We start from the raw sequence: 20,924 nt of genomic DNA, 5'->3' as shown, positions 1-20,924 counted from the left end.
CCGCTTAAGTTTTGAATTTGGCGATCAATTGATTTAACGTCGCCGCCATGTTGCTGAGCTTTTGCGCATCACCGCGGGTGGCTTCGGCGGAGCTTAGGGTGTGGTCAGCCAGATGGCTTATCTCACTGGACTCTGCCAGCGCCTGCTGGGTGGCAACCGCCTGGCGTTGCACCTGATCGCTTATTACATGGCCCTGCTGGTCAATGTCGGCCATGCTCTGCTCTGCGGCGCTGAGTACCTGATTGGTCTCGTTGGCCGCACTAACACCTTGCTCCATTTTTTCTACGCTGCTGAGCATTTTCTTTTGGGTGTCGTTTGATGCCTGCTGTAATGAGTGAATAATCGAATGGATCTCTTCGGTCTGTTGCTGGGTTCTTTGTGCCAGGGTACGTACTTCATCGGCCACCACGGCAAAACCGCGGCCCTGTTCACCGGCGCGCGCCGCTTCAATGGCAGCATTGAGTGCCAGTAAATTGGTTTGTTCGGCGATTTCGCTGATCCCCAGGCTTACTTTACTGATGTTCTGGCTGTCTTGTGCCAGCTTATCCAGTGCAATGCGGCTTTCTTCAAACTCTCGTTGCAGCACGGTCATATGCTCTGCCAGTCGGGTGGTATTCTCACTGCCTTGCTTAACTTGTTGCGCTGCCGTTGCAGCCAGCTCGGTGGCATGATGGGCCGAGGTCTCAACTGCATCTGCGGCATTGGCCATTTCACTGAGTGCCTGATGCACGGTTTGGATCTTGGCCTGCTGCTGCGCCACATCTTCACGGGTGTCCTGGCTTATCTGGCGCAGTTTATCCGTGGCCCCATGCAAGTCGGTGGAGGTGGTTCTGACATTACCCAGCAAATGCACAAAGGCATCCAGCACCGCATTGTACTGGCGCAGGATCTCGCTCAGTTCATCTTTACCGCGTGGTTGTGCCCGTGTGCTCAGGTCGCCAGATGAAGCACGCTGAGCGGAGGTTGAAAACTCGGCAATGGTATCCACCACCGCAAAATAAAAGCCCAGCATTAAATAGAGCGCCAGCAACAGGCTCAGTACTGACGCCAGTGCCACCAGGTTTCGGATCCAACGCTCCTGCGTCAGTTTGTCATCAAGCAGGGTTTTTAAAGTGGGGGTGGCGGTGTTGATAAGGGCAGTGAGCTGAGTCAGCACGTTTCGATGTAGGGTGTTAAATGCACTGCTGGTCAGTTCAATGTCATCTGGCTCCAGGAGCTTGTCTTTAATGGCACGGTGATAGTTATCGAGCGCACGGTTTAATGCGGTTATTTTGTCCTGAAGGCGCTTGTTGACGTATTTATTATTAGCCGTTGCCACTTCCAGCTTGTTGTTGAGCTGGGTTTTTACCACAGGCAACACTTTGTTCAGGTTTGATAGGGCGATAAAGGAGTCGGGGGTAAAGCGGCCGCTGCTGATGATCTCCTGCGCCTGCCCGGCAATATTATTCACCTGGCTAATCACATTGGGCAAGGATTCCACCAGTGAGCGGTTTAGGTAAGAGCGGCTCAGATCATTGTCGATTGCCAGTTTAGAGGTAATGGATAAATGTTCCAACTCGTCACCGGGTTTGAGCCCTTTGGCAAATGGGCTGCGCGCCAGTAGCTGGGCGTTACGCTTCGCCTGCTGGTTCAACAGGTTTTCTAAAATGGGTGGGTAATATTGCAGGCCGGCACGCTGCTGCTGACTGACCTGAATTGACTGGGTCAGGGTCGAGTTGAGAAAAAATAAACTCAGACTGAGTGGTAGCAGAAGAATACCAAATACCAGGCTGATTTTGGTTTTGTATTTTAACTGTGCCATAAAAGCAATGGCGGGGCTGGCAGCTGATCTGAGTCCTGTCATAATTTTATCTTTGTTTATAAGTCATTGGTAAGAGACCGGGTATAAGCAAAGAATAGTTCAAAGCGGTGAAAGTTTTTACTGACAGAAATAAAAAAAGCCCCGCAGGGCTTTTTAGTAAGATTAACTGTAGGTCAGTGCTCAGGCAGCAAGCTTGGCGAATGCACGCTCTGCAGCTTTGATTGTCTGTGCAATGTCATCATCGCTGTGCATGGTGCTGACAAACCCGGCTTCGAATGCTGAAGGCGCCAGATACACGCCTTCTTCCAGCATCAGGTGGAAAAAGCGTTTGAAGCGTTCCAGATCGCACTCAGTTGCCTGCTGATAAGTATCAACACGCTGCGCTTCGGTAAAGAAGAAGCCAAACATGCCACCGGCATAGTTGGTGGTCAGGGCAATACCCGCGGCATCTGCGGCTTGCTGGAATCCGTCGCACAGTTGCTTGCTCTTGGCCTCGAGGTCATCGTGCAAACCCGGTTCAGAGAGCAGTTCCAGGGCTTTCAGACCGGCAGCCATAGCGATTGGATTACCAGATAAAGTACCTGCCTGATAAACCGGGCCTACGGGCGCAATATAATCCATGATTTCACGCTTACCACCAAAGGCACCCACTGGCATACCGCCGCCAATCACTTTACCCAGACAAGTCAGGTCAGGGGTGATATTGTAATATTCCTGAGCGCCACCCAGCGCAACCCGAAAGCCAGTCATCACTTCATCGAAGATCAGAACCGATTTATGGGTATCACACACTTCGCGCAGGCCTTCCAGGAAGCCTTCAACGGGTGGAATACAGTTCATATTGCCCGCCACTGGTTCGACAATAATACAGGCGATTTGGTCCGGGTATTGTGCAAAGATGGCTTTGACTTCGTCCAGGTTATTGAACGACACGGTTAAGGTGTGCTTTGCAAAGTCTGCCGGGATACCCGGAGAGTTAGGCACGCCCATGGTCAATGCACCAGAACCCGCTTTTACCAGCAAAGAGTCGGCGTGGCCGTGGTAGCAGCCTTCAAACTTCAGGATCTTATCTCTGCCAGTGTAGCCGCGTGCCAGACGAATGGCGCTCATGGTTGCTTCAGTACCTGAACTGACCATGCGCACTTTGTCGATTGAGGGTACCAGCGCTTTGACTTTTTCAGCCATCAGAATTTCGCTTTCAGTCGGTGCGCCATAGCTCAGGCCATTTTCAACTGCATCCAGCACGGCTTGTTTGATCTGGGGGTGGTTATGGCCCAGGATCATCGGTCCCCATGAACCCACATAATCGATATAGCGTTTACCGTCCGCATCGTAAGTATGCGGGCCTTCAGCTTTATTGATAAACAGCGGCGTGCCACCTACACCGTTAAATGCACGAACGGGTGAATTAACACCACCCGGGATAGACTCCTGGGCACGAGAGAAGAGATCTTGACTGATTGTCATAATGTGTCCTTTTGTTTTGGGCCGGGTGTATCTGAAACGTCATTCAGCTACACCCGGCCATGAAACGAAATAAGTGGATTAGGTGTCGCGCTTACGGCTGAACCAGGGCACGTCCACTTCGTATTGCTCAACCTTGTCGGCAACACCCAGTGTCAGTGCAAACAATGCCATGCGGATCAACACGCCATTTTGAACCTGGCGGAAGATGGCCAGGTTGTCGTTATTATTCAGGTCGTTATCCAGCTCGTTGGCATCGCCACGGCTGTCGCGCGGTAATGGGTGCATTAATACCGATTGCGGCTTACAGTGGGCCTCATAAATGGCCTGGCTAATGCGAAAACCACCGCGGTACTTGTTGGCTTCTTCCTGTGATGGAAAACGCTCTTCCTGAATGCGGGTCTGATAAACGATATCGGCCGCCAGGTTACCTTCCATTTTTGATACCAGTTCAATCTGGTGACCGGCGTTACTGACCGCATCCAGAATATAATCAGGCATTTGTAACCCATCTGGTGCAACCATAGAGAAACGCACGTTTTTATAGTGACACAGCAGCTTAGACAGAGAGTGGACCGTGCGGCCATACTTAAGGTCGCCAACCAGGGCGATGTGCATACCATCAATGCCACGTTCAAAACGACCTAGCTCACGTTCAATCGTGAGCAAGTCCAGCAGTGCCTGGGTTGGGTGCTCATTTGGGCCGTCACCGCCGTTGATCACTGGCACATCTGAGCCTGTTGCAAATTCCGCCACGGATCCGGCATCCGGGTGGCGCATTGCGACGGCATCGGCATAGGCGGAGATCACCCGGGCCGTGTCATACAGGGATTCGCCTTTTGCCAAAGCGGAACTTTGCATACCTGTGGTCTCTCTGACCGTGCCACCCAGCAGGTTAAAAGCGGTTCCGAAACTGACACGCGTTCGGGTACTGGGTTCAAAAAACAGGTTGGCTAATACGGCACCTTCTAATACGTTGGTGCGCTTGTACTTTTTAGCGTAGGGTTCCATTTTCTTTGCAACATTGAAAATCAGCTCAATGGCTTCTCTGTCGAGTTCGTTGACGGAGAGGATGTTTTCACCTTGGAAACTTAACATGCGGCGATTCCTAATCACAGATTGACAACAGGAGGCGGGGAGCACTCCTAACCGAGCTCGCAAAACAGGGCGTATCAGACGCACACTGCGTTGAGTAACTGGAGCGACATAATAGCACAATTCTGTTTTTTAGGCGTGGAAAATGACGGCCGAATAGCCGCCATAGTGTGAGATCAGAAAACCGGTTTCAGGATGGCGAGCATAACGATGACCAGCAGCAGTATGACCGGGAATTCGTTAAAGATACGATAGAAGCGATCGCTACGCTCGTTACGGTCGTGCTTAAAGTCTGCCAGCAGTTTAAAACAGTAGGCATGATACAAATATAATATAATCACCGGCACCAGCTTATAGTGCAGCCACAGGTTAGCGCGGAACCATTCGCGGCCATAACTGGTGATCAACAGTACCCCGAACACGGCCGTGAGCACGGCAAAGGGGGTAACAAAGTAGAGCAGCCGCCGCTCCATGATTTTTAACATGGCGGAGCAGGGTTTTTCATCGGTCATGGCATGGTAAACAAACAGCCTTGGCAAATAGAAAATACCAGCAAACCAGGCAACCATAAAAAAGATGTGCAGTGCTTTGTACACAAGTATCGTCGTCATAAAACCCCTTGGTTGTCTTAAAATGCAATTACAGCAAGCTGTTTCTCATGGTGAGAATATGGCGGATCTGATCCCACCTTAGCAAGCCCATAATTTGTTTGTTATCTTTTTGATTATACACATAGACGGCGCCGGAGCGTTTGTCTTTGAGAATATCAAATGCGTCTGCCAGCGTTGCCTGTGTACTTAGTCCCTGTAACTCGATATAAGTGATGGTCATGCTTTGTTCAGAGATCAAGCTGAGGTCATATTCGGCCAGTCGGTAACCGTGTTCTTCGTCGTAAACGATCAGCGGAGTCTGACTGTCAATGGCCGACAGGGTTTCTCTGATCTGCTCTTTGTCATCAGAATAGAGCAGCTTGAAGCCTTCTTCCATTTCTTCCATGATCCCCACTTTTTGCAGGGCCTCTTTGGCGGGAGAAACCTGATAGGGCAAGCCCTGAAAGTCCAGCTGCTGTAAGAAAATCGAGCGGTTACCAAATACCTGCAGCGCGGTAACATAGGCGCAGGAGATCACTATCATGGCCGGCACCACAATCTGTGGGCTGGAAGTCAGCTCCATCACTGCGGTCAGCGCTGCCAATGGTGCGTGCAAAGTGGCTGCCAGCAGGCCTGCCATGCCCAGTACACCATAGGTGCCCGCAACACTGACTTCGGGAGAAATAAACTGAGCAAAATACGCCATCAGTGTGCCAATTAACACTCCCAGACCGATAACCGGGCCAATGATCCCACCAGGGATCCCCAGGCCAATGGCAAAGATGGTGGCCAGTAGCTTAGCTATCAGAATGGTTGTCAGCAGTTGTAATTCACCGGGCGTCTCAACGGCGATTGTAATGGCGCTCATACCTGAGCCCATGGCTTCTGGCACCAGATATCCGATCAGACCGGCCAATAACCCAGCCAGCATCAGGCGGGGAAACATGCTGATGGGCTTAAAGGTTTTGATGATCATCATCAGGTTCTGATTAAATGCAAAGGCAATGGCACCAAGCACGAAGCCACATAAAATCAGAAATGGATAATGCCAGAAGGACAGGGTAGACACACTGATCAGCGACAGCTCCAGATCATGGCCAAACACATATTGGGTGGCAAGTGCGCCAGTTACCGCTGCGAGCATAATGGGGACGAAAATATGGATCTTGTATTCCCGCAGCACCACCTCCATGACGAAGATCACCGCTGCCAGGGGCGTGTTGAACGACGCCGCTATGCCAGCAGCCACACCACAACCGGCCAGTGTCCGTGCAGCGTTCATTGGCAGATGGAGGCGCTCAGCCAAAATACTGGCTCCGGTTGCCCCCATGTGTACTGATGGGCCTTCCCGGCCAACGGAAAAACCACTGATCAGTGCAACCGCACCGCCAAAAAACTGGTTAACCGAATTCCAGATTGGCATTTGCCCGTAGTGTTGTTTAATGCGATAGATGACAAAAGGAATGCCGAGGCGGTAGTGCTTGAAGCCCGTCAGGCTGGCAAACAGGGCGATCAGCAAGGCTGCGCCCACAGGTAACAGGACGCGCTGATGTTCAGGTAACGTAGTAAAGTCGTCCGGGCTGTCTAAAAACATCCCCTGCACCAGCAGTATGGTCAGGCGAAATAAGATGATCAATACTGCTGCAATTAAGCCCGCGCCAATTCCCAGCAAGCACAGCTGAATGGACGTTTTTGGTTTCGCTAAGCGACGGCGTAAATTATCGAGCGACATACAATATTGGCCTGTTGAAAATCTGAATTGGCGCGAGCATCAGCTCGCTTTATTGCTTGCGTACACTGAATCTAGCCCTAACCTGAATATTTTAGGACCACAAAGGTCTCCAAGCAGCGTTGTGACGTTTATCCATCGCGACGAACGCGAAGCGCATTGCTCGGTTACTCAAAGTATCTTGTGGTGCGTGGTACCCGTGATATCAACAGTTGTAGCATAGTATACTTGGTTGATAAGTGTATCAAATAATCTAAGTCCTTGTAATTAAGTAAATCAATCGGCTGGGCAAAGAAATGAGACTAAAACAGGAACAGCCCATCCGAGAATGCCAGTCTATACTTGATTAAAATAGTCAGGTATTAGATAATTCTGCTACTAAATGTACAGGGGTCGAATACACATGTCTGATCAGATACCGATTAAATTTTCCGACGCGGCGGCAAGTCGCGTGAAAGAACTTATCTCAGAAGAAGAAAACCCGAACCTTAAGCTGCGAGTGTATGTGACCGGCGGCGGATGCTCAGGGTTCCAATACGGGTTTACCTTTGACGAAAAAACCAATCCGGGTGACCTGGAAATTGAGAAAAACGGGGTGTCTATGGTAGTTGACCCGATGAGTATTCAATATTTGGTTGACGGTGAAGTTGATTATACCGAAGGCCTGGAAGGTGCGCGCTTTTTTGTCAGCAACCCCAATGCGACGACAACCTGTGGTTGCGGTGCAAGCTTCAGCGTATAAACCGCCCTTAACCTATCAAGCCAAGATACAAAAGCCATGCTATCGCATGGCTTTTTTGCATCTATATAGATTCATTGCGACCCGCTATCAGGTGCGTGCTTTGTGAAGATATTGCCGTGAAGTCAGAGCAGTGTTGTCAGCCCGGGTTGGTAAGATGCATCATCAGCGCAAAAAAACCTAATACGAAAGTGGAAAAAGCGAGAATGTAGATGAATCCGCGTTTGCCTTGTTTAAGTGGTACGCCGTTTACGCGTAAAAAGTAATACCACCCCAGACAGAGCAAAATGGGCAGCAAAAATATGAGCCGGATCATCAAAAATTCTCCCAAAATTTGTTACTTTAAGACAGATTAGCGCTAAACCACTATTTTTAAAAGAAAAAATAAATTATTTCGTATACTGGTACAAGATATAAAATTTTTGTTAAAGTGTCACAGTAATCTTACCTCTCTATTTTAGGTAAGAAAGTTGCAAATTTAATTAGGTGTTAGAGAAAAGATCGTCTATACCTAATTTGGTACATAGGAACAGGACAGATGGAACGGGTGTTTTTTCACTCAGTTTAGCTGGCTTGTCATAACATAAGCTGCCAATCGAGACGGGCAAATTTCGTACGGCAGTATCAATTAATCATCGAGTAGGAGATGTTTTATTATGATGGGGAAAACGGTTTCTTCTGAAGAGAACAGTAAGTTGACTAAGTGGCTAAAATCAAAACGTCACGAGAAAGGTCATACAATGCGCAGTCTGGCCCAGGTGTTAGGTACACCACATTCTTTCATTGGCAAAATTGAGAACCAGGAGCGTCGTTTAGACGTGATTGAGTTTCTGCGTTACTGTGAAGCGCTGGAAGTCGACCCATATGAAGGTCTGTCTCTGATCAAAGAAGAGCAGATGTAATAACACTGGGATCACCAGTATGTGCAGGTGCAAGGAGCTGCACCTCTATCCTTCTAGCATGGACCAGACACACCCATCACTTTTCCTGCTGAGACTTCCCCTGATTGTGATAGTTTTGTTCTATCTCGTAGAGTTTATGACGGATCGCATATAAAAATATCAATGAAGGTAGCACCATCAGCGCTGTCAGTGCGAAAAATACCGCCCAGTTACCGCCCAGCCAGTCATCGATGACGACGCCGCTATAGCTCGACAAAACGGTTCTGCCCAGGCTACCAAGAGACGCCAGCAGGGCGTAATGCGTTGCGCTAAAGGCACGATCGCACAACATTGAGATAAACGCCACCATGGCGACCAGTGACCAAGCCTGAGTAAACCCGTCAATAACAATGGCAAGGGCATACAAGTGTTCTTTGGGGCCCGCGACCGCTATCCAGGAAAACATCAGGTTAGATGCAGCCATAGCCACACCGCTGATAAATAAGCCTTTTACAATGCCATATTTATGATTAAAGATGCTGCCCAGAAAGGCGAAAATAATCGTAATAAGGCCGGTTCCGAGCTTAGAGTACTGGGCTATCTGACTATTACTAAAACCGATCTCTTTATAAAACACGATCGACATACGAGCCAGGAAGGCTTCGCCGATTTTGAACAAAAAGATAAAGGCCAGCAGGGCTAAGGCGGCCTTTACGCCATTACGGTTAAAGAAGCTGCGAAACGGCTCGACCAGGGTGACCGCCAGCCAGGCCAGCATACGTTGCAGTCTGCTATGTTCCAGCCCTGCAAGTTTGGATTGATATTGCGCTTGCAGCTGTTGTTGGGTGTGTTCACGATGGGATACGGGCTCACGGGCGGCCAGTGTGATACCAAACAGCATAAGCATTATCAGTGCCAGTAGGGCGTAGATTTCGGGCCAGCTGATGCCGGGTAAATCGGCGGCAAAAAACGGAATGGCACCGAGCAGGGCATAGCCACTCCACCAACCTGAGGTGGCCATGGCAGCGGCGGCCGTGGACTTTTCACTTTCCTCGGGTGGCAGAATATCGATCCGATAAGCGTCTATTGCAATATCATGGGTAGCCGCACTCAGAGCAATAATGAAACACAATAATGCAGCCTGATAAAGATCCGTCTTAAGATCGACCTGGCTTAAGGCCAGTGCAGACAAGGCAACAATCAGTTGTCCCGCGGCTATCCAGCTGCGTCGCTGGCCCAGCCATTGGGTAAGCAAGGGCAGACGCACCCGGTCCAGCAACGGAGACCATAAAAAGTTAATGGTGTAGGCGCTAAACACTATGCCAAACAAGCCTATCATGCTGCGGCTCAGGCCTTCGTCTTTCAGCCAGGCAGACATGACTGAGCCGATTAAAACCCAAGGAAAGCCCTGACTAACGCCAAAAGCAAAGACGGTGAGCAGGCGTTTATCCCGATAGTAGCTGGCGTAGTCACGCAGGCTGGATGAAATGAGCATAGTGTTTTCCAACACAGCCTGGCCCTGGCGAGCAGCAGGGCCAAGCTGATAAACGATTATTCGAAGGTTTCTTCCGGCAGCATCTCAATGCTGTGGATGATCACGGGCTTTTTCGGAATAAAGGTATAGCCCAGCTTTTTGTTGTAGTCCGTTTCAACCTGCATGATTTTGTCGAGTGTCTCGAAGCCATCAGTGACACTGCCAAATACGGCAAAGCCCCAGCCACGTCCCGGGTTGAGGTGATCGTTGTCATCCATATTAAAGAAGAACTGTCGAGTACCTGAGTGAGGCTTGTTATCCTGGTAGGCCATGGCGATGGTGTACATGTTATTTTTCAGGCCATTGCCACTTTCGTTAAAAATAGCCGGGCGCTCAAACATGCCATCATAGTCTTTGTCGTAGCCGCCGCCCTGGATCACAAAGTCTCGCTCATTGGCTTCATCTCGTTCAACGCGATGAAACACCGAGCCTTTATAGTCACCATTAATCACGTAGGTGAGAAAATTATTGACTGTGATGGGTGCGCGCGAGCGGTCCAGCTCGACGATGACTTTGCCCAGCGAGGTGTTGAGCTGTACCTTAGGGAAAAGGTTATCTTTTTGGACAAAGCGTCCTTCTTTATTGTTCGCAAAAGAGAAACAGCTGATCAGGATCAGCGTGGACATTATAAGGGTACGAAGCATAGCTTAGCCTTTTTATTGTTGCAAAAAGTCGATCAATTCTTTATCCGACAGCATGCGGGTGATCACCTGCTCTGCGAGTCGATTCAACTGTCCCTCAACCTGAGACTGATCATGTTTCAGAGGTTTACTGAATTGCGCCTCACCATTGAAGGGCTTGGAGAAGGTGCGTTGTCCTTTAGCTACCTCAACAACGAACTCAGCACGCGCTGTGCTCTCATGGCGACTCAAAGATTCGTCCACTTTAGCAATAAAGGTGCGAATGCGCAGTGTCAGTTGGGTGTCGCTGTGTTGTGCCAGTGTTGCCCCATTGGCTTCAAGCGCCTGGGCAAGCAGCCCGGTCAGGGTCACAGGTAAATCGGCATTGGGCAGGTAAACCGCAGGTTCCTGCTCCAGCACTTTAATGGTGAACTTAGTGGTTCGGTTATCAACAACTTTAATTGCCAGAGTATCTGATAACTGACTGATATTGCCCCCCTGATAGCTGGGGCTGAGGATCACTGTTTTTGGGGCAGTGCTGCATCCCGCAAGTAAACTGAGTGCTGTGCCAAAGAGGCACGCAGAGAATGCTAAGCGCATGATTAGCTCCTTTTAATAGAACTTAATACGGTAAACTTTTTATTATTGCCTATCACCTTACAATTCCCGAACAGGCGCTGCAACTTATCAAGGTAATCAAGATGACGATTGCCAATGATCCTGAGTTCTCCGCCATTTCTCAGAGTATGTTTTGCTTGCAGGAACATTTGCCAGGCGATGTGATCGGTGATTGCCTGTGCCTGATGAAACGGCGGGTTGCACAGCACCAGATCAGCAGAGTTTGGCTCAAAGTCGCTGAGGCAATCATTTTGCACAAACTGGCAGTCGCCCAGTCTGTCTGGCAAGTTACTGCTGACATTCTCTTTGGCGCTGGCCACAGCCATGGCTGATTCATCAACAAAGGTTACCTGAGCGTTCGGCATCCGTGACAGCGTTTGTAACCCAATCACGCCGTTACCACAGCCCAAATCGATTACCCGCAATGGCTTTTTACCCGCTGGCAGATAGTTGATAAAAAACCGTGCCCCGATATCCAGAGAGTCCCGGGAGAAAACATTGGCATGGTTATAAATGGTGAAGGGTGAGTTTTCCAGTGCCCAGCTGACCGGGAACTTGTCCGCAACCGGCTTACCTGTGGTCGCGCAAAAGATCAGTCTGGATTTCTTGACCGCCAGGCTGGTGGTCGGCTGTTGCAAAAAATGACTAAAACTTTTTAGGGTTGAGGTGTGAATTTCTTTGGCTTTGCCTGCGGCCACAACGGGAATATCCGCAGCCATATGGCTGAGCTGAGACAACTGATGTTGTAGCAGTCCGGCATTTTTAGGTACCTTAATTAAGATCAGATCGCACTGCGCTGGCAAGGTTGCCAGGCTATCTTGCTGCGTAAGTTTCGCGTCGTCCAGCACCCAGTCGAGTTGGTTTTCAGCGAGGTTATGACAGGTTGCCTGCTGAGCCACAAATGAATCGCTTACCTGTGTGATCTGCCACTGGGCGTGATCTTGCAACTTGGCTGCCAGCGTACAACTCAGAGCGCCAAAGGCATCATTGAGGATCAGAATATCGCGAGCGTCCGGGTAAGCTGTGGTAATATGTTCCAGCAGGTATTCGTCAGCCGCATCCCAGGCTTGCAGGCTGCGATTTTTTTGCTCGAGAGGAAAACGATGCAGGGTCAGAGCCGTGCCGGCCAGTACAGCGTCGGTGATCATGATGGGGCGAATCTCACTCATGGTTGGTGCCACTACCTTGCATAGGTGCAAAGTACAGCAAAACTAACAGAACGCGTAATATAGCATGTCGAGACTGAACAAAGAATGTTTGCCCCCGGGTTTTGAGTATCTGCCAGCATGTCTGAGCTTTGAAAAAAGTCTGGCGCTTTATGCGCATTTAGCCTCCACCCTGGTTTGGCAGCAACCTGATATCACCCTGTTTGGCCGTACCACACCAATTCCCAGATTGCAGTGTTTTGTGGCCGACAAGTCAGTGTCCTATGGCTACTCGGGCACCCAGCTTGAAAATACCCCCTGGCCACCGGTTCTGAGTGCAATGCGAACGCGCCTGACGCGTCAGTTTGGTCAGGATTTTAATGCGCTGTTGGTAAACTGGTATCGGGATGGGCAGGACAGCATGGGCTGGCACAGCGATGACGAAGCAGAGCTTGGCGCTTGTCCGACTATCTTTTCTTTATCTCTGGGTGCTACCCGTCATTTCAAAATTCGCCACAAGCAGAGCCAGGAAATCCTGACTTTGCCTCTGCCTACGGGCAGTGGTTTACTGATGACAGGACGCAGCCAGCAAGACTACCAACATGCATTGCCCAAACAAGCGCGCGTTACTCAGGGGCGAATTAACCTGACCTTCAGAACAGTTGGTTAATGACGCATAAGTGCGTATAGTAGGCGCTAAATTTTCTCCGTACTGGGAGTGAGTTATGTCAATGCAACAACAAATCTATAGTAAACTTGCCGACGCTATCGCTTGCAAACACCTTAACGTTGTCAACGAAAGCCACATGCACAGTCGAGGTAGCGAGTCGCATTTTAAGGTGATTGTCGTCAGCGACAAGTTTGCCGGGCAGCGACTGTTACAGCGCCATCGCCTGATCAATGAGGTATTAAAGGAAGAGCTTGCCAATCACATTCATGCGCTGGCCATCCACACTTATACTCCAGAAGAATATGCCGATCAGCATGGCGAAGTGCCTGATTCCCCAAGCTGCCTGGGCGGTTCAAAATTCGATAGCGAGTGATCAGACCTGTGTTTTCAGGATCTGCATTTAAACTAACGCGGTTTTCATAATACAGAATATGTAGGAATAGACATGGTCATCAAACCTAAGATCCGTGGTTTTATCTGTACAAATGCCCACCCGGTGGGTTGTACTGAGCACGTAAAAGAACAAATTGCTTATGTTAAGGCTCAGGGGCCGCTTAATAATGGTCCTAAAAATGTCCTGGTGATCGGTGCATCAACCGGTTATGGCCTGGCTTCTCGTATCACTGCTGCATTCGGCGCAGGCGCAAAAACATTGGGTATCTTTTTTGAAAAGAAAGGCACTGAGAAAAGAACCGCGTCTGCTGGCTGGTATAACACGGCGGCATTTCAGCAGGCTGCAGATGAAGCTGGCCTGTGGTCCAAGAACATTAATGGCGATGCCTTCTCCGATGAATTAAAGGCCAAAGCGATTGAAACCATCAAAGCCGAAATGGGCAAAGTAGACCTGGTTATCTACAGCCTGGCATCACCACGTCGTACCGATCCTAAGTCGGGTGAGACCTTTTCATCGGTACTTAAACCAATCGGCCAGACAGTCACCACTAAGAACCTCAATACGACAATGCGCAGCATTGAAGAAGTGTCTGTAGAAGCGGCCAGTGAGGAAGAAATTGCCAACACAGTGAAAGTGATGGGTGGTGAAGACTGGGAGTTGTGGCTGGAAGCGCTGAAAGAAGCAGATGTACTGGCCGAAGGCTTCAAAACGTCGGCTTACACTTATATTGGTAAAGAGCTGACCTGGCCTATTTACGGTCATGCGACCATAGGTAAAGCCAAAGAAGATCTTACCCGTGCGGCGGATGCCATTAAAGCATCGACACAAGCGTTGAATGGAGAAGCTTATGTGGCGTCACTGAACGCGGTAGTCACACAGGCGAGCTCGGCTATTCCGATTATGCCTTTGTACATTTCTACGTTGTTCCGGGTAACTAAAGAAGACGGCACCTACGAGGGAACCATCGAGCAGATCCACGGCTTGTTTAGCGAAAACCTGTACGGCGAAAACCCTCGTTTTGACGAAGGTGGCCACCTGTTCCAGAACTATAAAGAGCTGGAAGACGGTGTACAGGCACGTATCAAGGTGATTTGGGATAAAGTTGACACCGACAGCATCGACGAGCTGACAGATTACGCTGGTTATCACAATGAGTTCCTGAAGCTATTTGGTTTCGGCATTGAGTCTGTCGACTATGATGCAGACGTGAATACGGTGGTTGAGATTAATCACTTAATCTAGCCCGCCAACGGGCAAAATCGCTGATTTTGCCCGTTCTCCCAAATACGCAGCACAGATAAACACCCACCCTCAATACCCGTCTATTTTTCATCAATACCACTTTGGTCTATATTTAAATTCTTGCAGTGTCGTCCGATGAACTAAATCCATTGTTAAGTCGTATTATTTTCATATTTCCACTCGCATAGTCAGTACGATTAATGTTAAAATTGCGGAAATATGTAAGGACTATATACCACGGTGCTCGTTTGCGGTTGCGGACAGGTTGGCCCGACTTTGTGTATGTTGTGCCAGCTCTTTGAATCCAATACAACTTAGAGAATAGTGCCGTGGTAAGTAAAGATTTTTCAATTTCTTTCCGTTAATGTAATGCAAGTGCGTATGATCAACATAAAAAAAGGTCTGGACTTACCCATAGAGGGCGCACCACAGCAAGTTATTCATGATGGTTCTGCTGTCAAACGAGTAGCTGTGTTGGGTGAAGAGTTTATTGGTATGCGTCCAACCATGCGAGTCCGTGTGGATGACCAAGTCAAGAAAGGCCAAGTTCTTTTTGAAGACAAAAAGAATCCTGGCGTCAAGTTTACTGCGCCAGCCTCTGGTGTAGTTAAAGAAATTAACCGTGGAGCCAAGCGTGTTCTTCAGTCCGTTGTGATTGAAGTACAGGGCGATGAGCAAATCACTTTTGACAAGTTCCCGGCTGCTGAACTCGGCAACCTGGATCGCGAAAAAGTGAAAGAAGTGCTGATCGAATCGGGTCAATGGCCAGCGTTGCGTGCACGTCCTTTCAGTCGTGTAGCAGTACCTAGCGCGTCGCCAAGCTCGATCTTTGTTACCGCAATTGACACTAACCCTCTAGCTGCGGATCCTGCTGTTGTGATCGCCGATAACGTGGAAGCGTTTGAAGCTGGTCTGGCTGTGGTTTCGCGTCTGACTGACGGCAAAGTGTTTGTTTGTAAGCAAGCTGGCAGCAAGGTGCCGAGCTCTTCGCTTTCTCAGGTAGAAGTACATGAGTTTGCGGGTGTTCACCCTGCTGGTCTGGTTGGTACACACATCCACAATCTCGATGCTGTTGGCGCTAACAAGCAAGTATGGCACCTGGGATACCAGGACGTCATTGCTTTCGGTAAGCTATTCCTAAGCGGTGAAGTTTACTCAGATCGTGTTGTTGCTTTGGCCGGTCCGAGTGTAAAGAACCCGCGTCTTGTTAAAACTCAAGTTGGTGCGTCGTTAACCGATTTAGTTGCAGGTGAACTTGAAGATGGTGAAAACCGGGTCATTTCTGGCTCTGTGTTAGCTGGTAAAACAGCCGCCGGTCCTCATGCTTACCTGGGTCGTTACCATGTACAGGTTTGCGTGCTGTCTGAAGGTCGCGAGAAAGAGCTGTTTGGCTGGATCGCACCGGGTAGCACTAAGTTCTCTGTAACCCGTACTTTCATCTCTCACTTTGCGCCAAGTCGTCTGTTCAAGATGACTACCTCTACGGGTGGCTCAAAGCGTGCGATGGTGCCAATTGGTAACTATGAGCGTGTAATGCCGCTTGATATCCTGCCAACTCTGTTGTTGCGTGACCTGATCTCTGGTGATCTGGACAGCGCGATTTCATTGGGTGCGCTAGAGCTGGATGAAGAAGATCTGGCGTTGTGTACCTTCGTTTGTCCGGGCAAATACGACTATGGATCAATCTTACGTGATTGCCTGACTACAATCGAGAAGGAAGGTTAAAATGGCCTTAAAGAAATTTTTAGAAGACATTGAACCTCACTTTGAACCTGGTGGTAAACACGAGAAGTGGTATGCCCTGTACGAAGCAGTTGCAACTGTTTTCTACACGCCAGGTTATGTCAACAAAGGCGGCACTCACGTACGTGATAATATCGACCTGAAACGTATCATGATCTTAGTTTGGATGGCGACATTCCCAGCTATGTTCTTTGGTATGTTCAACATTGGTCACCAGGCAGCTATCGCGCTGGGCAATGGTTTTGAAATTGCAAACACTTGGCAGGCGGCACTTTTCCAGCTGTTTGGTGGTGAGCTTACAGCCGACTCTGGCTGGGGCGCGAAGATGTTCTACGGGGCCTGTTTCTTCCTGCCTATTTATGCGACTGTATTTATCGTTGGTGGTTTCTGGGAAGTGTTGTTTGCTTCAGTGCGTAAGCACGAAGTAAATGAAGGTTTCTTCGTAACATCGGTACTGTTTGCCCTGATCCTGCCTGCAACGATCCCGCTGTGGCAAGTTGCACTAGGTATCACCTTCGGTGTGGTAGTGGCAAAAGAAGTATTCGGTGGTACAGGCCGTAACTTCCTGAACCCGGCACTGGCTGGTCGTGCATTCCTGTTCTTCGCATACCCAGGTGACATCTCAGGTGACACAGTGTGGACAGCGGTAGACTCTTTCTCAGGTGCAACTTACCTGGGTCAGGCTGCAACAGGCGCGCTTGATTATGACAACATGGTACTGTGGTGGAACGCATTCTACGGCTTTATTCAAGGTTCAGTAGGTGAAACCTCTACACTGGCTATCATGATTGGTGGTTTGTTCCTGATTTATGTTCGTATCGCATCGTGGCGCATCGTCCTGGGTACTTTCCTGGGTATGGTTGTGATGTCTATGCTACTAAACATGATCGGCTCAGACACTAACACAGTATTTGCTATGCCTTGGCACTGGCACTTAGTACTGGGTGGTTTTGCATTCGGTATGTTCTTCATGGCAACCGACCCGGTATCTGCGTCTTTCACAGACAAAGGTAAGTGGGCCTATGGTGCATTGATTGGTGTAATGGTTGTGCTTATCCGTGTTGTTAACCCGGCATACCCAGAAGGTATGATGTTGGCAATTCTATTCGCAAACCTGTTCGCACCACTTTTCGACCACATGGTTGTGCAGTCAAATGTGAAGAGGAGATTAGCACGTGTCTAGTAACAATGAATCTATCGGCAAAACGCTAGGCGTTGTTGTTGGCCTATGTTTAGTGTGTGCGGTTGTCGTATCTTTTGCGGCAGTACAGCTTCGCCCACTGCAGCAGGCAAACAAAATCGAAGACGTGCAGCGCAACATTTTGGCGGCTGCTGGCGTTGAGAACGTTGAAAACGTGTCAGAAACCTACAATCAAGTGATCGATGCACGCGTTGTAGACATGAACACCGGTGAGTTTGTAGACACAGATCCTAACTCATTCGATTTCACTATGACTAAGTTCGATGCAGAGCGCAGTGTGGCGCTTCCTAAAGAGGAAGACATTGCAGGCGTTCAGCGTATGACGACTGAGTCTCCGGTTTACCTTGCGAAGAACAGCAACGGTAAATATGAGTCTGTGATCCTGCCAATTCAGGGTTACGGTCTTTGGGGTATCATGTACGGCTTCGTAGCATTGGATTTGGATGGTGAAACCATTCAGGCAATCAAATTCTACCAGCACACTGAAACTGCGGGTCTGGGTGGTGAAATTCAAAACCCAAGATGGACTGCAACCTGGGAAGGCAAAAAGCTACCAATCGACGTAGTGAAAGGCACAGCAGGTAACGACGTGCATAAAGTAGATGGTCTGTCTGGTGCAACGTTAACGTCTAACGGTGTTGAAAATACATTTACGTTCTGGACAGGCGACGATGCGTTTGGTCCATTCCTTGCGAAAGTACGTGAAGGGGCATTGAACTAATGGCAAACTCAAAAGAAATGAAGCAAGTCCTGTTTGGACCTGTCTTCGCAAATAACCCAATTGCACTGCAAGTACTGGGTATCTGTTCTGCGCTGGCAGTAACATCGAGCCTGAAAAACGCACTGATCATGTCAATTGCATTGACTGTGGTAACTGCGTTCTCAAGCTTGTTCATCTCTATGATCCGTAACCACATTCCGTCAAGTGTGCGGATCATCGTTCAGATGACCATCATCGCGTCTCTGGTTATCGTTGTTGACCAGGTACTTCAGGCATTTGTGTATGCCACGGCAAAAGAACTGACGGTATTCGTTGGTCTGATCATTACCAACTGTATCGTAATGGGTCGTGCAGAAGCCTACGCAATGAAGTCGCCACCTCTGATGTCATTCCTGGATGGTATCGGTAACGGTCTTGGTTACTCGGTTGTCCTGATCGCGATTGGCTTTGTACGTGAGCTGTTCGGTGCTGGTGCACTGTTCGGTGTTGAAATACTGCCACTGATCTCTAACGGCGGTTGGTACCAGCCTATGGGTCTGTTGGTTATGCCATTTAGCTCGTTCTTCCTGGTAGGTGTATTCATCTGGGCACTACGTACCTGGAAGAAAGACCAAGTAGAAGCTAAGGCATAAGGGGAGAGAGATGGAACATTATCTTAGTTTATTTGTAAAAGCGGTTTTCGTTGAAAACTTAGCGCTATCTTTCTTCCTGGGGATGTGTACTTTCCTGGCGGTATCTAAGAAAGTAACTACCTCATTCGGTCTGGGTGTTGCGGTAATCTTCGTACTGGGCGTTGCTGTACCAGTCAACAACGTGGTTTATCACGCTATCCTGGCACCGGGCGCACTTGAGTGGTTAGGTTTCCCAGAAGCTGACTTAAGCTTCCTGAAGTTCCTGACATTTATCGGTGTAATCGCGGCACTTGTACAGATCCTTGAAATGACTCTGGACAAGTTCTTCCCGGCACTTTACAACGCTCTGGGTATCTTCCTGCCTCTGATCACAGTTAACTGTGCAATCTTTGGTGCGGTATCCTTCATGGTTGAGCGTAACCTGAACTTTGGTGAGTCAGTGATCTTTGGCTTAGGTTCTGGTGTGGGCTGGGCGCTTGCTATCGTATTGCTAGCAGGTCTTCGCGAGAAAATGAAGTATGCTGATATTCCTGATGGTTTACGTGGTCTTGGTATTACCTTTATCACTGTAGGTCTGATGGGCTTTGGCTTCCTGTCATTCTCTGGTATTTCACTTTAAGGTAGCGAGGAAACTATACGATGGAAACTATTGTATTAGGTGTAAGTATGTTCATCGCTATCGTTGTGGTGTTGGTACTTATCATCATTGCAGCGAAATCTAAGCTGGTACCTAGCGGTGACATCATGATCGGCATTAATGGCGATCCTGAAAAAGCAATTAAATCTGCACCAGGCGGTAAGCTGTTAGGCTCACTGGCTGATGCTGGCATCTTCATTTCATCTGCCTGTGGTGGTGGTGGTTCATGCGGTCAGTGTCGCGTCCACGTTCACTCTGGTGGTGGTGACATTTTGCCAACTGAACTTGATCACATCACTAAAGGTGAAGCCCGCGAAGGCTGTCGTCTGGCGTGTCAGGTTGCTGTTAAAACAGACATGGAGATTGAAGTTGAAGATTCAATCTTCGGTGTGAAGAAGTGGGAATGTACTGTTATCTCTAACGATAACAAAGCAACCTTCATCAAAGAGCTTAAACTGGCTATTCCTGACGGTGAGGTTGTACCTTTCCGCGCGGGTGGTTATATCCAGATTGAAGCGCCTGTACACCATGTTAAATACGCAGACTTTGATATTCCTGATGAGTATCGTCCGGACTGGGAGCGTTTTGGCTTCTTCAAGCTGGAGTCTAAAGTAGACGAAGAAACGATCCGTGCATACTCAATGGCGAACTACCCAGAAGAGTACGGCATTATCATGCTGAACGTACGTATCGCAACTCCGCCGCCTAATAACCTGAGCCTGCCTTGTGGTAAGATGTCATCGTACATCTGGTCACTGAAAGAAGGCGACAAAGTCACGATTTCTGGCCCATTCGGTGAATTCTTCGCGAAAGACACTGATGCAGAAATGGTCTTCGTTGGTGGTGGTGCAGGTATGGCGCCAATGCGTTCACACATTTTCGACCAGCTTAAGCGTCTTAACTCTGAACGTAAGATGTCTTTCTGGTACGGTGCACGTTCTAAGCGTGAAATGTTCTACGTGGAAGATTTCGACGGCCTGCAGGCTGAAAATGATAACTTCCAGTGGCATGTTGCACTTTCTGATCCTCAGCCTGAGGATAACTGGGAAGGCTACACAGGCTTCATTCACAACGTACTTTATGAAAACTATCTGAAAGATCATGAAGCACCAGAAGACTGTGAATTCTACATGTGTGGACCACCGATGATGAACGCGGCGGTTATCAACATGCTGAAAGACCTGGGTGTTGAAGATGAAAACATCCTGCTTGATGACTTCGGTGGTTAAGCTGAAATACATATGATCTTAAAGTGGTTTTTAAGATAAAATAGAAGCCCCTTAGCAGTTTTGCTGAGGGGCTTTTTTTATGGGTAATACTCCGCACCAGGCGGGGGTTACTGTCAAATGATACCAATTTGCTTAATTAAGTGTTCTATTTTGAGGCGAGAAAATATGTTCGATAACAAGGCAAAAATTTTGCTATTTAGTTGTTCTAAATGAGAAATTTTTAACACAGTTAGCGTCAT

General features: G+C 48.8%; 20 protein-coding genes. 11 read left to right on the top strand and 9 right to left on the bottom strand.

Features of this window, described 5'->3' with window-relative positions; genetic code table 11:
* Positions 1 to 4 precede the first annotated feature (4 nt).
* From L1285_RS03745 to L1285_RS03725, 5 genes are all read right to left on the bottom strand, one after another.
* Positions 5 to 1,843 (bottom strand): methyl-accepting chemotaxis protein, encoded by a 1,839-nt coding sequence (locus tag L1285_RS03745; protein ID WP_235411021.1) that lies wholly within the window; start codon positions 1,841 to 1,843, stop codon positions 5 to 7.
* 138 nt (positions 1,844 to 1,981) lie between these two features.
* Positions 1,982 to 3,268, bottom strand: a complete 1,287-nt coding sequence (hemL, locus tag L1285_RS03740) for a glutamate-1-semialdehyde 2,1-aminomutase (RefSeq protein ID WP_235411020.1) — start codon at positions 3,266 to 3,268, stop codon at positions 1,982 to 1,984.
* Positions 3,269 to 3,346: 78 nt separating this feature from the next.
* Complete coding sequence (locus L1285_RS03735) at positions 3,347 to 4,363, bottom strand: aspartate carbamoyltransferase (protein ID WP_046002980.1); 1,017 nt, start codon at positions 4,361 to 4,363, stop codon at positions 3,347 to 3,349.
* Between the two features lie 173 nt (positions 4,364 to 4,536).
* Positions 4,537 to 4,971: a CopD family protein gene (locus L1285_RS03730; protein WP_235411019.1), complete on the bottom strand. Its 435-nt coding sequence runs from the start codon at positions 4,969 to 4,971 to the stop codon at positions 4,537 to 4,539.
* 28 nt (positions 4,972 to 4,999) lie between these two features.
* On the bottom strand, positions 5,000 to 6,682 hold the full coding sequence (locus L1285_RS03725) for a chloride channel protein (RefSeq protein WP_046002978.1): 1,683 nt from the start codon (positions 6,680 to 6,682) through the stop codon (positions 5,000 to 5,002).
* A 400-nt stretch (positions 6,683 to 7,082) separates the two neighbouring features.
* Here L1285_RS03725 and erpA point away from each other — a divergent pair, with 400 nt between their 5' ends.
* Positions 7,083 to 7,421, top strand: coding sequence for an iron-sulfur cluster insertion protein ErpA (erpA, locus tag L1285_RS03720; RefSeq protein WP_010382953.1), 339 nt, complete (start codon positions 7,083 to 7,085; stop codon positions 7,419 to 7,421).
* A 653-nt stretch (positions 7,422 to 8,074) separates the two neighbouring features.
* Complete coding sequence (locus tag L1285_RS03715; protein WP_046002977.1) at positions 8,075 to 8,320, top strand: helix-turn-helix domain-containing protein; 246 nt, start codon at positions 8,075 to 8,077, stop codon at positions 8,318 to 8,320.
* Positions 8,321 to 8,396: 76 nt separating this feature from the next.
* Here L1285_RS03715 and L1285_RS03710 read toward each other — a convergent pair whose 3' ends face one another.
* From L1285_RS03710 to L1285_RS03695, 4 genes are read right to left on the bottom strand one after another with little or no spacing between them, the layout of a single operon-like run.
* Positions 8,397 to 9,794 carry an AmpG family muropeptide MFS transporter gene (locus L1285_RS03710; protein ID WP_235411018.1) on the bottom strand — a complete coding sequence of 466 codons (1,398 nt, stop codon included), beginning with the start codon at positions 9,792 to 9,794 and terminating at the stop codon, positions 8,397 to 8,399.
* A 56-nt stretch (positions 9,795 to 9,850) separates the two neighbouring features.
* Positions 9,851 to 10,459 (bottom strand): peptidylprolyl isomerase, encoded by a 609-nt coding sequence (locus L1285_RS03705; RefSeq protein WP_235411320.1) that lies wholly within the window; start codon positions 10,457 to 10,459, stop codon positions 9,851 to 9,853.
* Positions 10,460 to 10,489: 30 nt separating this feature from the next.
* Positions 10,490 to 11,053, bottom strand: coding sequence for a YajG family lipoprotein (locus L1285_RS03700; RefSeq protein ID WP_046002974.1), 564 nt, complete (start codon positions 11,051 to 11,053; stop codon positions 10,490 to 10,492).
* Between the two features lie 2 nt (positions 11,054 to 11,055).
* Entirely contained in the window at positions 11,056 to 12,219 is a 1,164-nt protein-coding gene (locus L1285_RS03695; RefSeq protein ID WP_235411319.1) for a methyltransferase, read from the bottom strand.
* 85 nt (positions 12,220 to 12,304) lie between these two features.
* On the opposite strand from L1285_RS03695, the gene L1285_RS03690 reads away from it, so the two are divergent.
* The 9 genes from L1285_RS03690 to nqrF all read left to right on the top strand — a co-directional run bounded on the left by L1285_RS03690 (position 12,305) and on the right by nqrF (position 20,685).
* Positions 12,305 to 12,886, top strand: a complete 582-nt coding sequence (locus tag L1285_RS03690) for an alpha-ketoglutarate-dependent dioxygenase AlkB family protein (protein WP_235411017.1) — start codon at positions 12,305 to 12,307, stop codon at positions 12,884 to 12,886.
* A 55-nt stretch (positions 12,887 to 12,941) separates the two neighbouring features.
* Complete coding sequence (locus L1285_RS03685; protein WP_046002972.1) at positions 12,942 to 13,259, top strand: BolA family protein; 318 nt, start codon at positions 12,942 to 12,944, stop codon at positions 13,257 to 13,259.
* Between the two features lie 72 nt (positions 13,260 to 13,331).
* Entirely contained in the window at positions 13,332 to 14,522 is a 1,191-nt protein-coding gene (gene fabV / locus L1285_RS03680) for an enoyl-ACP reductase FabV (protein WP_235411016.1), read from the top strand.
* A 381-nt stretch (positions 14,523 to 14,903) separates the two neighbouring features.
* Entirely contained in the window at positions 14,904 to 16,247 is a 1,344-nt protein-coding gene (locus tag L1285_RS03675; RefSeq protein ID WP_046003084.1) for a Na(+)-translocating NADH-quinone reductase subunit A, read from the top strand.
* 1 nt (position 16,248) lies between these two features.
* On the top strand, positions 16,249 to 17,448 hold the full coding sequence (locus L1285_RS03670; RefSeq protein WP_046002970.1) for an NADH:ubiquinone reductase (Na(+)-transporting) subunit B: 1,200 nt from the start codon (positions 16,249 to 16,251) through the stop codon (positions 17,446 to 17,448).
* Positions 17,441 to 18,187, top strand: a complete 747-nt coding sequence (locus tag L1285_RS03665) for a Na(+)-translocating NADH-quinone reductase subunit C (RefSeq protein ID WP_235411015.1) — start codon at positions 17,441 to 17,443, stop codon at positions 18,185 to 18,187. The genes L1285_RS03670 and L1285_RS03665 overlap by 8 nt, the downstream gene beginning before the upstream one ends.
* Positions 18,187 to 18,819 carry an NADH:ubiquinone reductase (Na(+)-transporting) subunit D gene (locus L1285_RS03660; RefSeq protein WP_235411014.1) on the top strand — a complete coding sequence of 211 codons (633 nt, stop codon included), beginning with the start codon at positions 18,187 to 18,189 and terminating at the stop codon, positions 18,817 to 18,819. Before L1285_RS03665 ends, L1285_RS03660 begins: the two co-directional genes overlap by 1 nt.
* 10 nt (positions 18,820 to 18,829) lie before the next feature.
* Positions 18,830 to 19,438 carry an NADH:ubiquinone reductase (Na(+)-transporting) subunit E gene (nqrE, locus tag L1285_RS03655; protein WP_010382927.1) on the top strand — a complete coding sequence of 203 codons (609 nt, stop codon included), beginning with the start codon at positions 18,830 to 18,832 and terminating at the stop codon, positions 19,436 to 19,438.
* Positions 19,439 to 19,458: 20 nt separating this feature from the next.
* A complete protein-coding gene (nqrF, locus tag L1285_RS03650; protein WP_235411013.1) occupies positions 19,459 to 20,685 on the top strand; it encodes an NADH:ubiquinone reductase (Na(+)-transporting) subunit F in 1,227 nt (408 codons plus the stop codon).
* The last annotated feature ends 239 nt before the right edge of the window (positions 20,686 to 20,924 follow it).

This window comes from Pseudoalteromonas sp. DL2-H2.2, assembly GCF_021532535.1.
Lineage (GTDB): Bacteria > Pseudomonadota > Gammaproteobacteria > Enterobacterales > Alteromonadaceae > Pseudoalteromonas > Pseudoalteromonas rubra_A.
Note: the sequence above shows the minus strand (reverse complement) of the source record. Positions and strands in the feature narration are given on the sequence as shown.

What these genes read in the sequence shown, in the direction of transcription:
- L1285_RS03745 (WP_235411021.1), bottom strand. Translation starts at nt 1,843, where the DNA reads ATGACAGGACTCAGATCAGCTGCCAGCCCCGCCATTGCTTTTATGGCA.
- hemL (WP_235411020.1), bottom strand. Translation starts at nt 3,268, where the DNA reads ATGACAATCAGTCAAGATCTCTTCTCTCGTGCCCAGGAGTCTATCCCG.
- L1285_RS03735 (WP_046002980.1), bottom strand. Translation starts at nt 4,363, where the DNA reads ATGTTAAGTTTCCAAGGTGAAAACATCCTCTCCGTCAACGAACTCGAC.
- L1285_RS03730 (WP_235411019.1), bottom strand. Translation starts at nt 4,971, where the DNA reads ATGACGACGATACTTGTGTACAAAGCACTGCACATCTTTTTTATGGTT.
- L1285_RS03725 (WP_046002978.1), bottom strand. Translation starts at nt 6,682, where the DNA reads ATGTCGCTCGATAATTTACGCCGTCGCTTAGCGAAACCAAAAACGTCC.
- erpA (WP_010382953.1), top strand. Translation starts at nt 7,083, where the DNA reads ATGTCTGATCAGATACCGATTAAATTTTCCGACGCGGCGGCAAGTCGC.
- L1285_RS03715 (WP_046002977.1), top strand. Translation starts at nt 8,075, where the DNA reads ATGATGGGGAAAACGGTTTCTTCTGAAGAGAACAGTAAGTTGACTAAG.
- L1285_RS03710 (WP_235411018.1), bottom strand. Translation starts at nt 9,794, where the DNA reads ATGCTCATTTCATCCAGCCTGCGTGACTACGCCAGCTACTATCGGGAT.
- L1285_RS03705 (WP_235411320.1), bottom strand. Translation starts at nt 10,459, where the DNA reads ATGTCCACGCTGATCCTGATCAGCTGTTTCTCTTTTGCGAACAATAAA.
- L1285_RS03700 (WP_046002974.1), bottom strand. Translation starts at nt 11,053, where the DNA reads ATGCGCTTAGCATTCTCTGCGTGCCTCTTTGGCACAGCACTCAGTTTA.
- L1285_RS03695 (WP_235411319.1), bottom strand. Translation starts at nt 12,219, where the DNA reads ATGATCACCGACGCTGTACTGGCCGGCACGGCTCTGACCCTGCATCGT.
- L1285_RS03690 (WP_235411017.1), top strand. Translation starts at nt 12,305, where the DNA reads ATGTCGAGACTGAACAAAGAATGTTTGCCCCCGGGTTTTGAGTATCTG.
- L1285_RS03685 (WP_046002972.1), top strand. Translation starts at nt 12,942, where the DNA reads ATGTCAATGCAACAACAAATCTATAGTAAACTTGCCGACGCTATCGCT.
- fabV (WP_235411016.1), top strand. Translation starts at nt 13,332, where the DNA reads ATGGTCATCAAACCTAAGATCCGTGGTTTTATCTGTACAAATGCCCAC.
- L1285_RS03675 (WP_046003084.1), top strand. Translation starts at nt 14,904, where the DNA reads ATGATCAACATAAAAAAAGGTCTGGACTTACCCATAGAGGGCGCACCA.
- L1285_RS03670 (WP_046002970.1), top strand. Translation starts at nt 16,249, where the DNA reads ATGGCCTTAAAGAAATTTTTAGAAGACATTGAACCTCACTTTGAACCT.
- L1285_RS03660 (WP_235411014.1), top strand. Translation starts at nt 18,187, where the DNA reads ATGGCAAACTCAAAAGAAATGAAGCAAGTCCTGTTTGGACCTGTCTTC.
- nqrE (WP_010382927.1), top strand. Translation starts at nt 18,830, where the DNA reads ATGGAACATTATCTTAGTTTATTTGTAAAAGCGGTTTTCGTTGAAAAC.
- nqrF (WP_235411013.1), top strand. Translation starts at nt 19,459, where the DNA reads ATGGAAACTATTGTATTAGGTGTAAGTATGTTCATCGCTATCGTTGTG.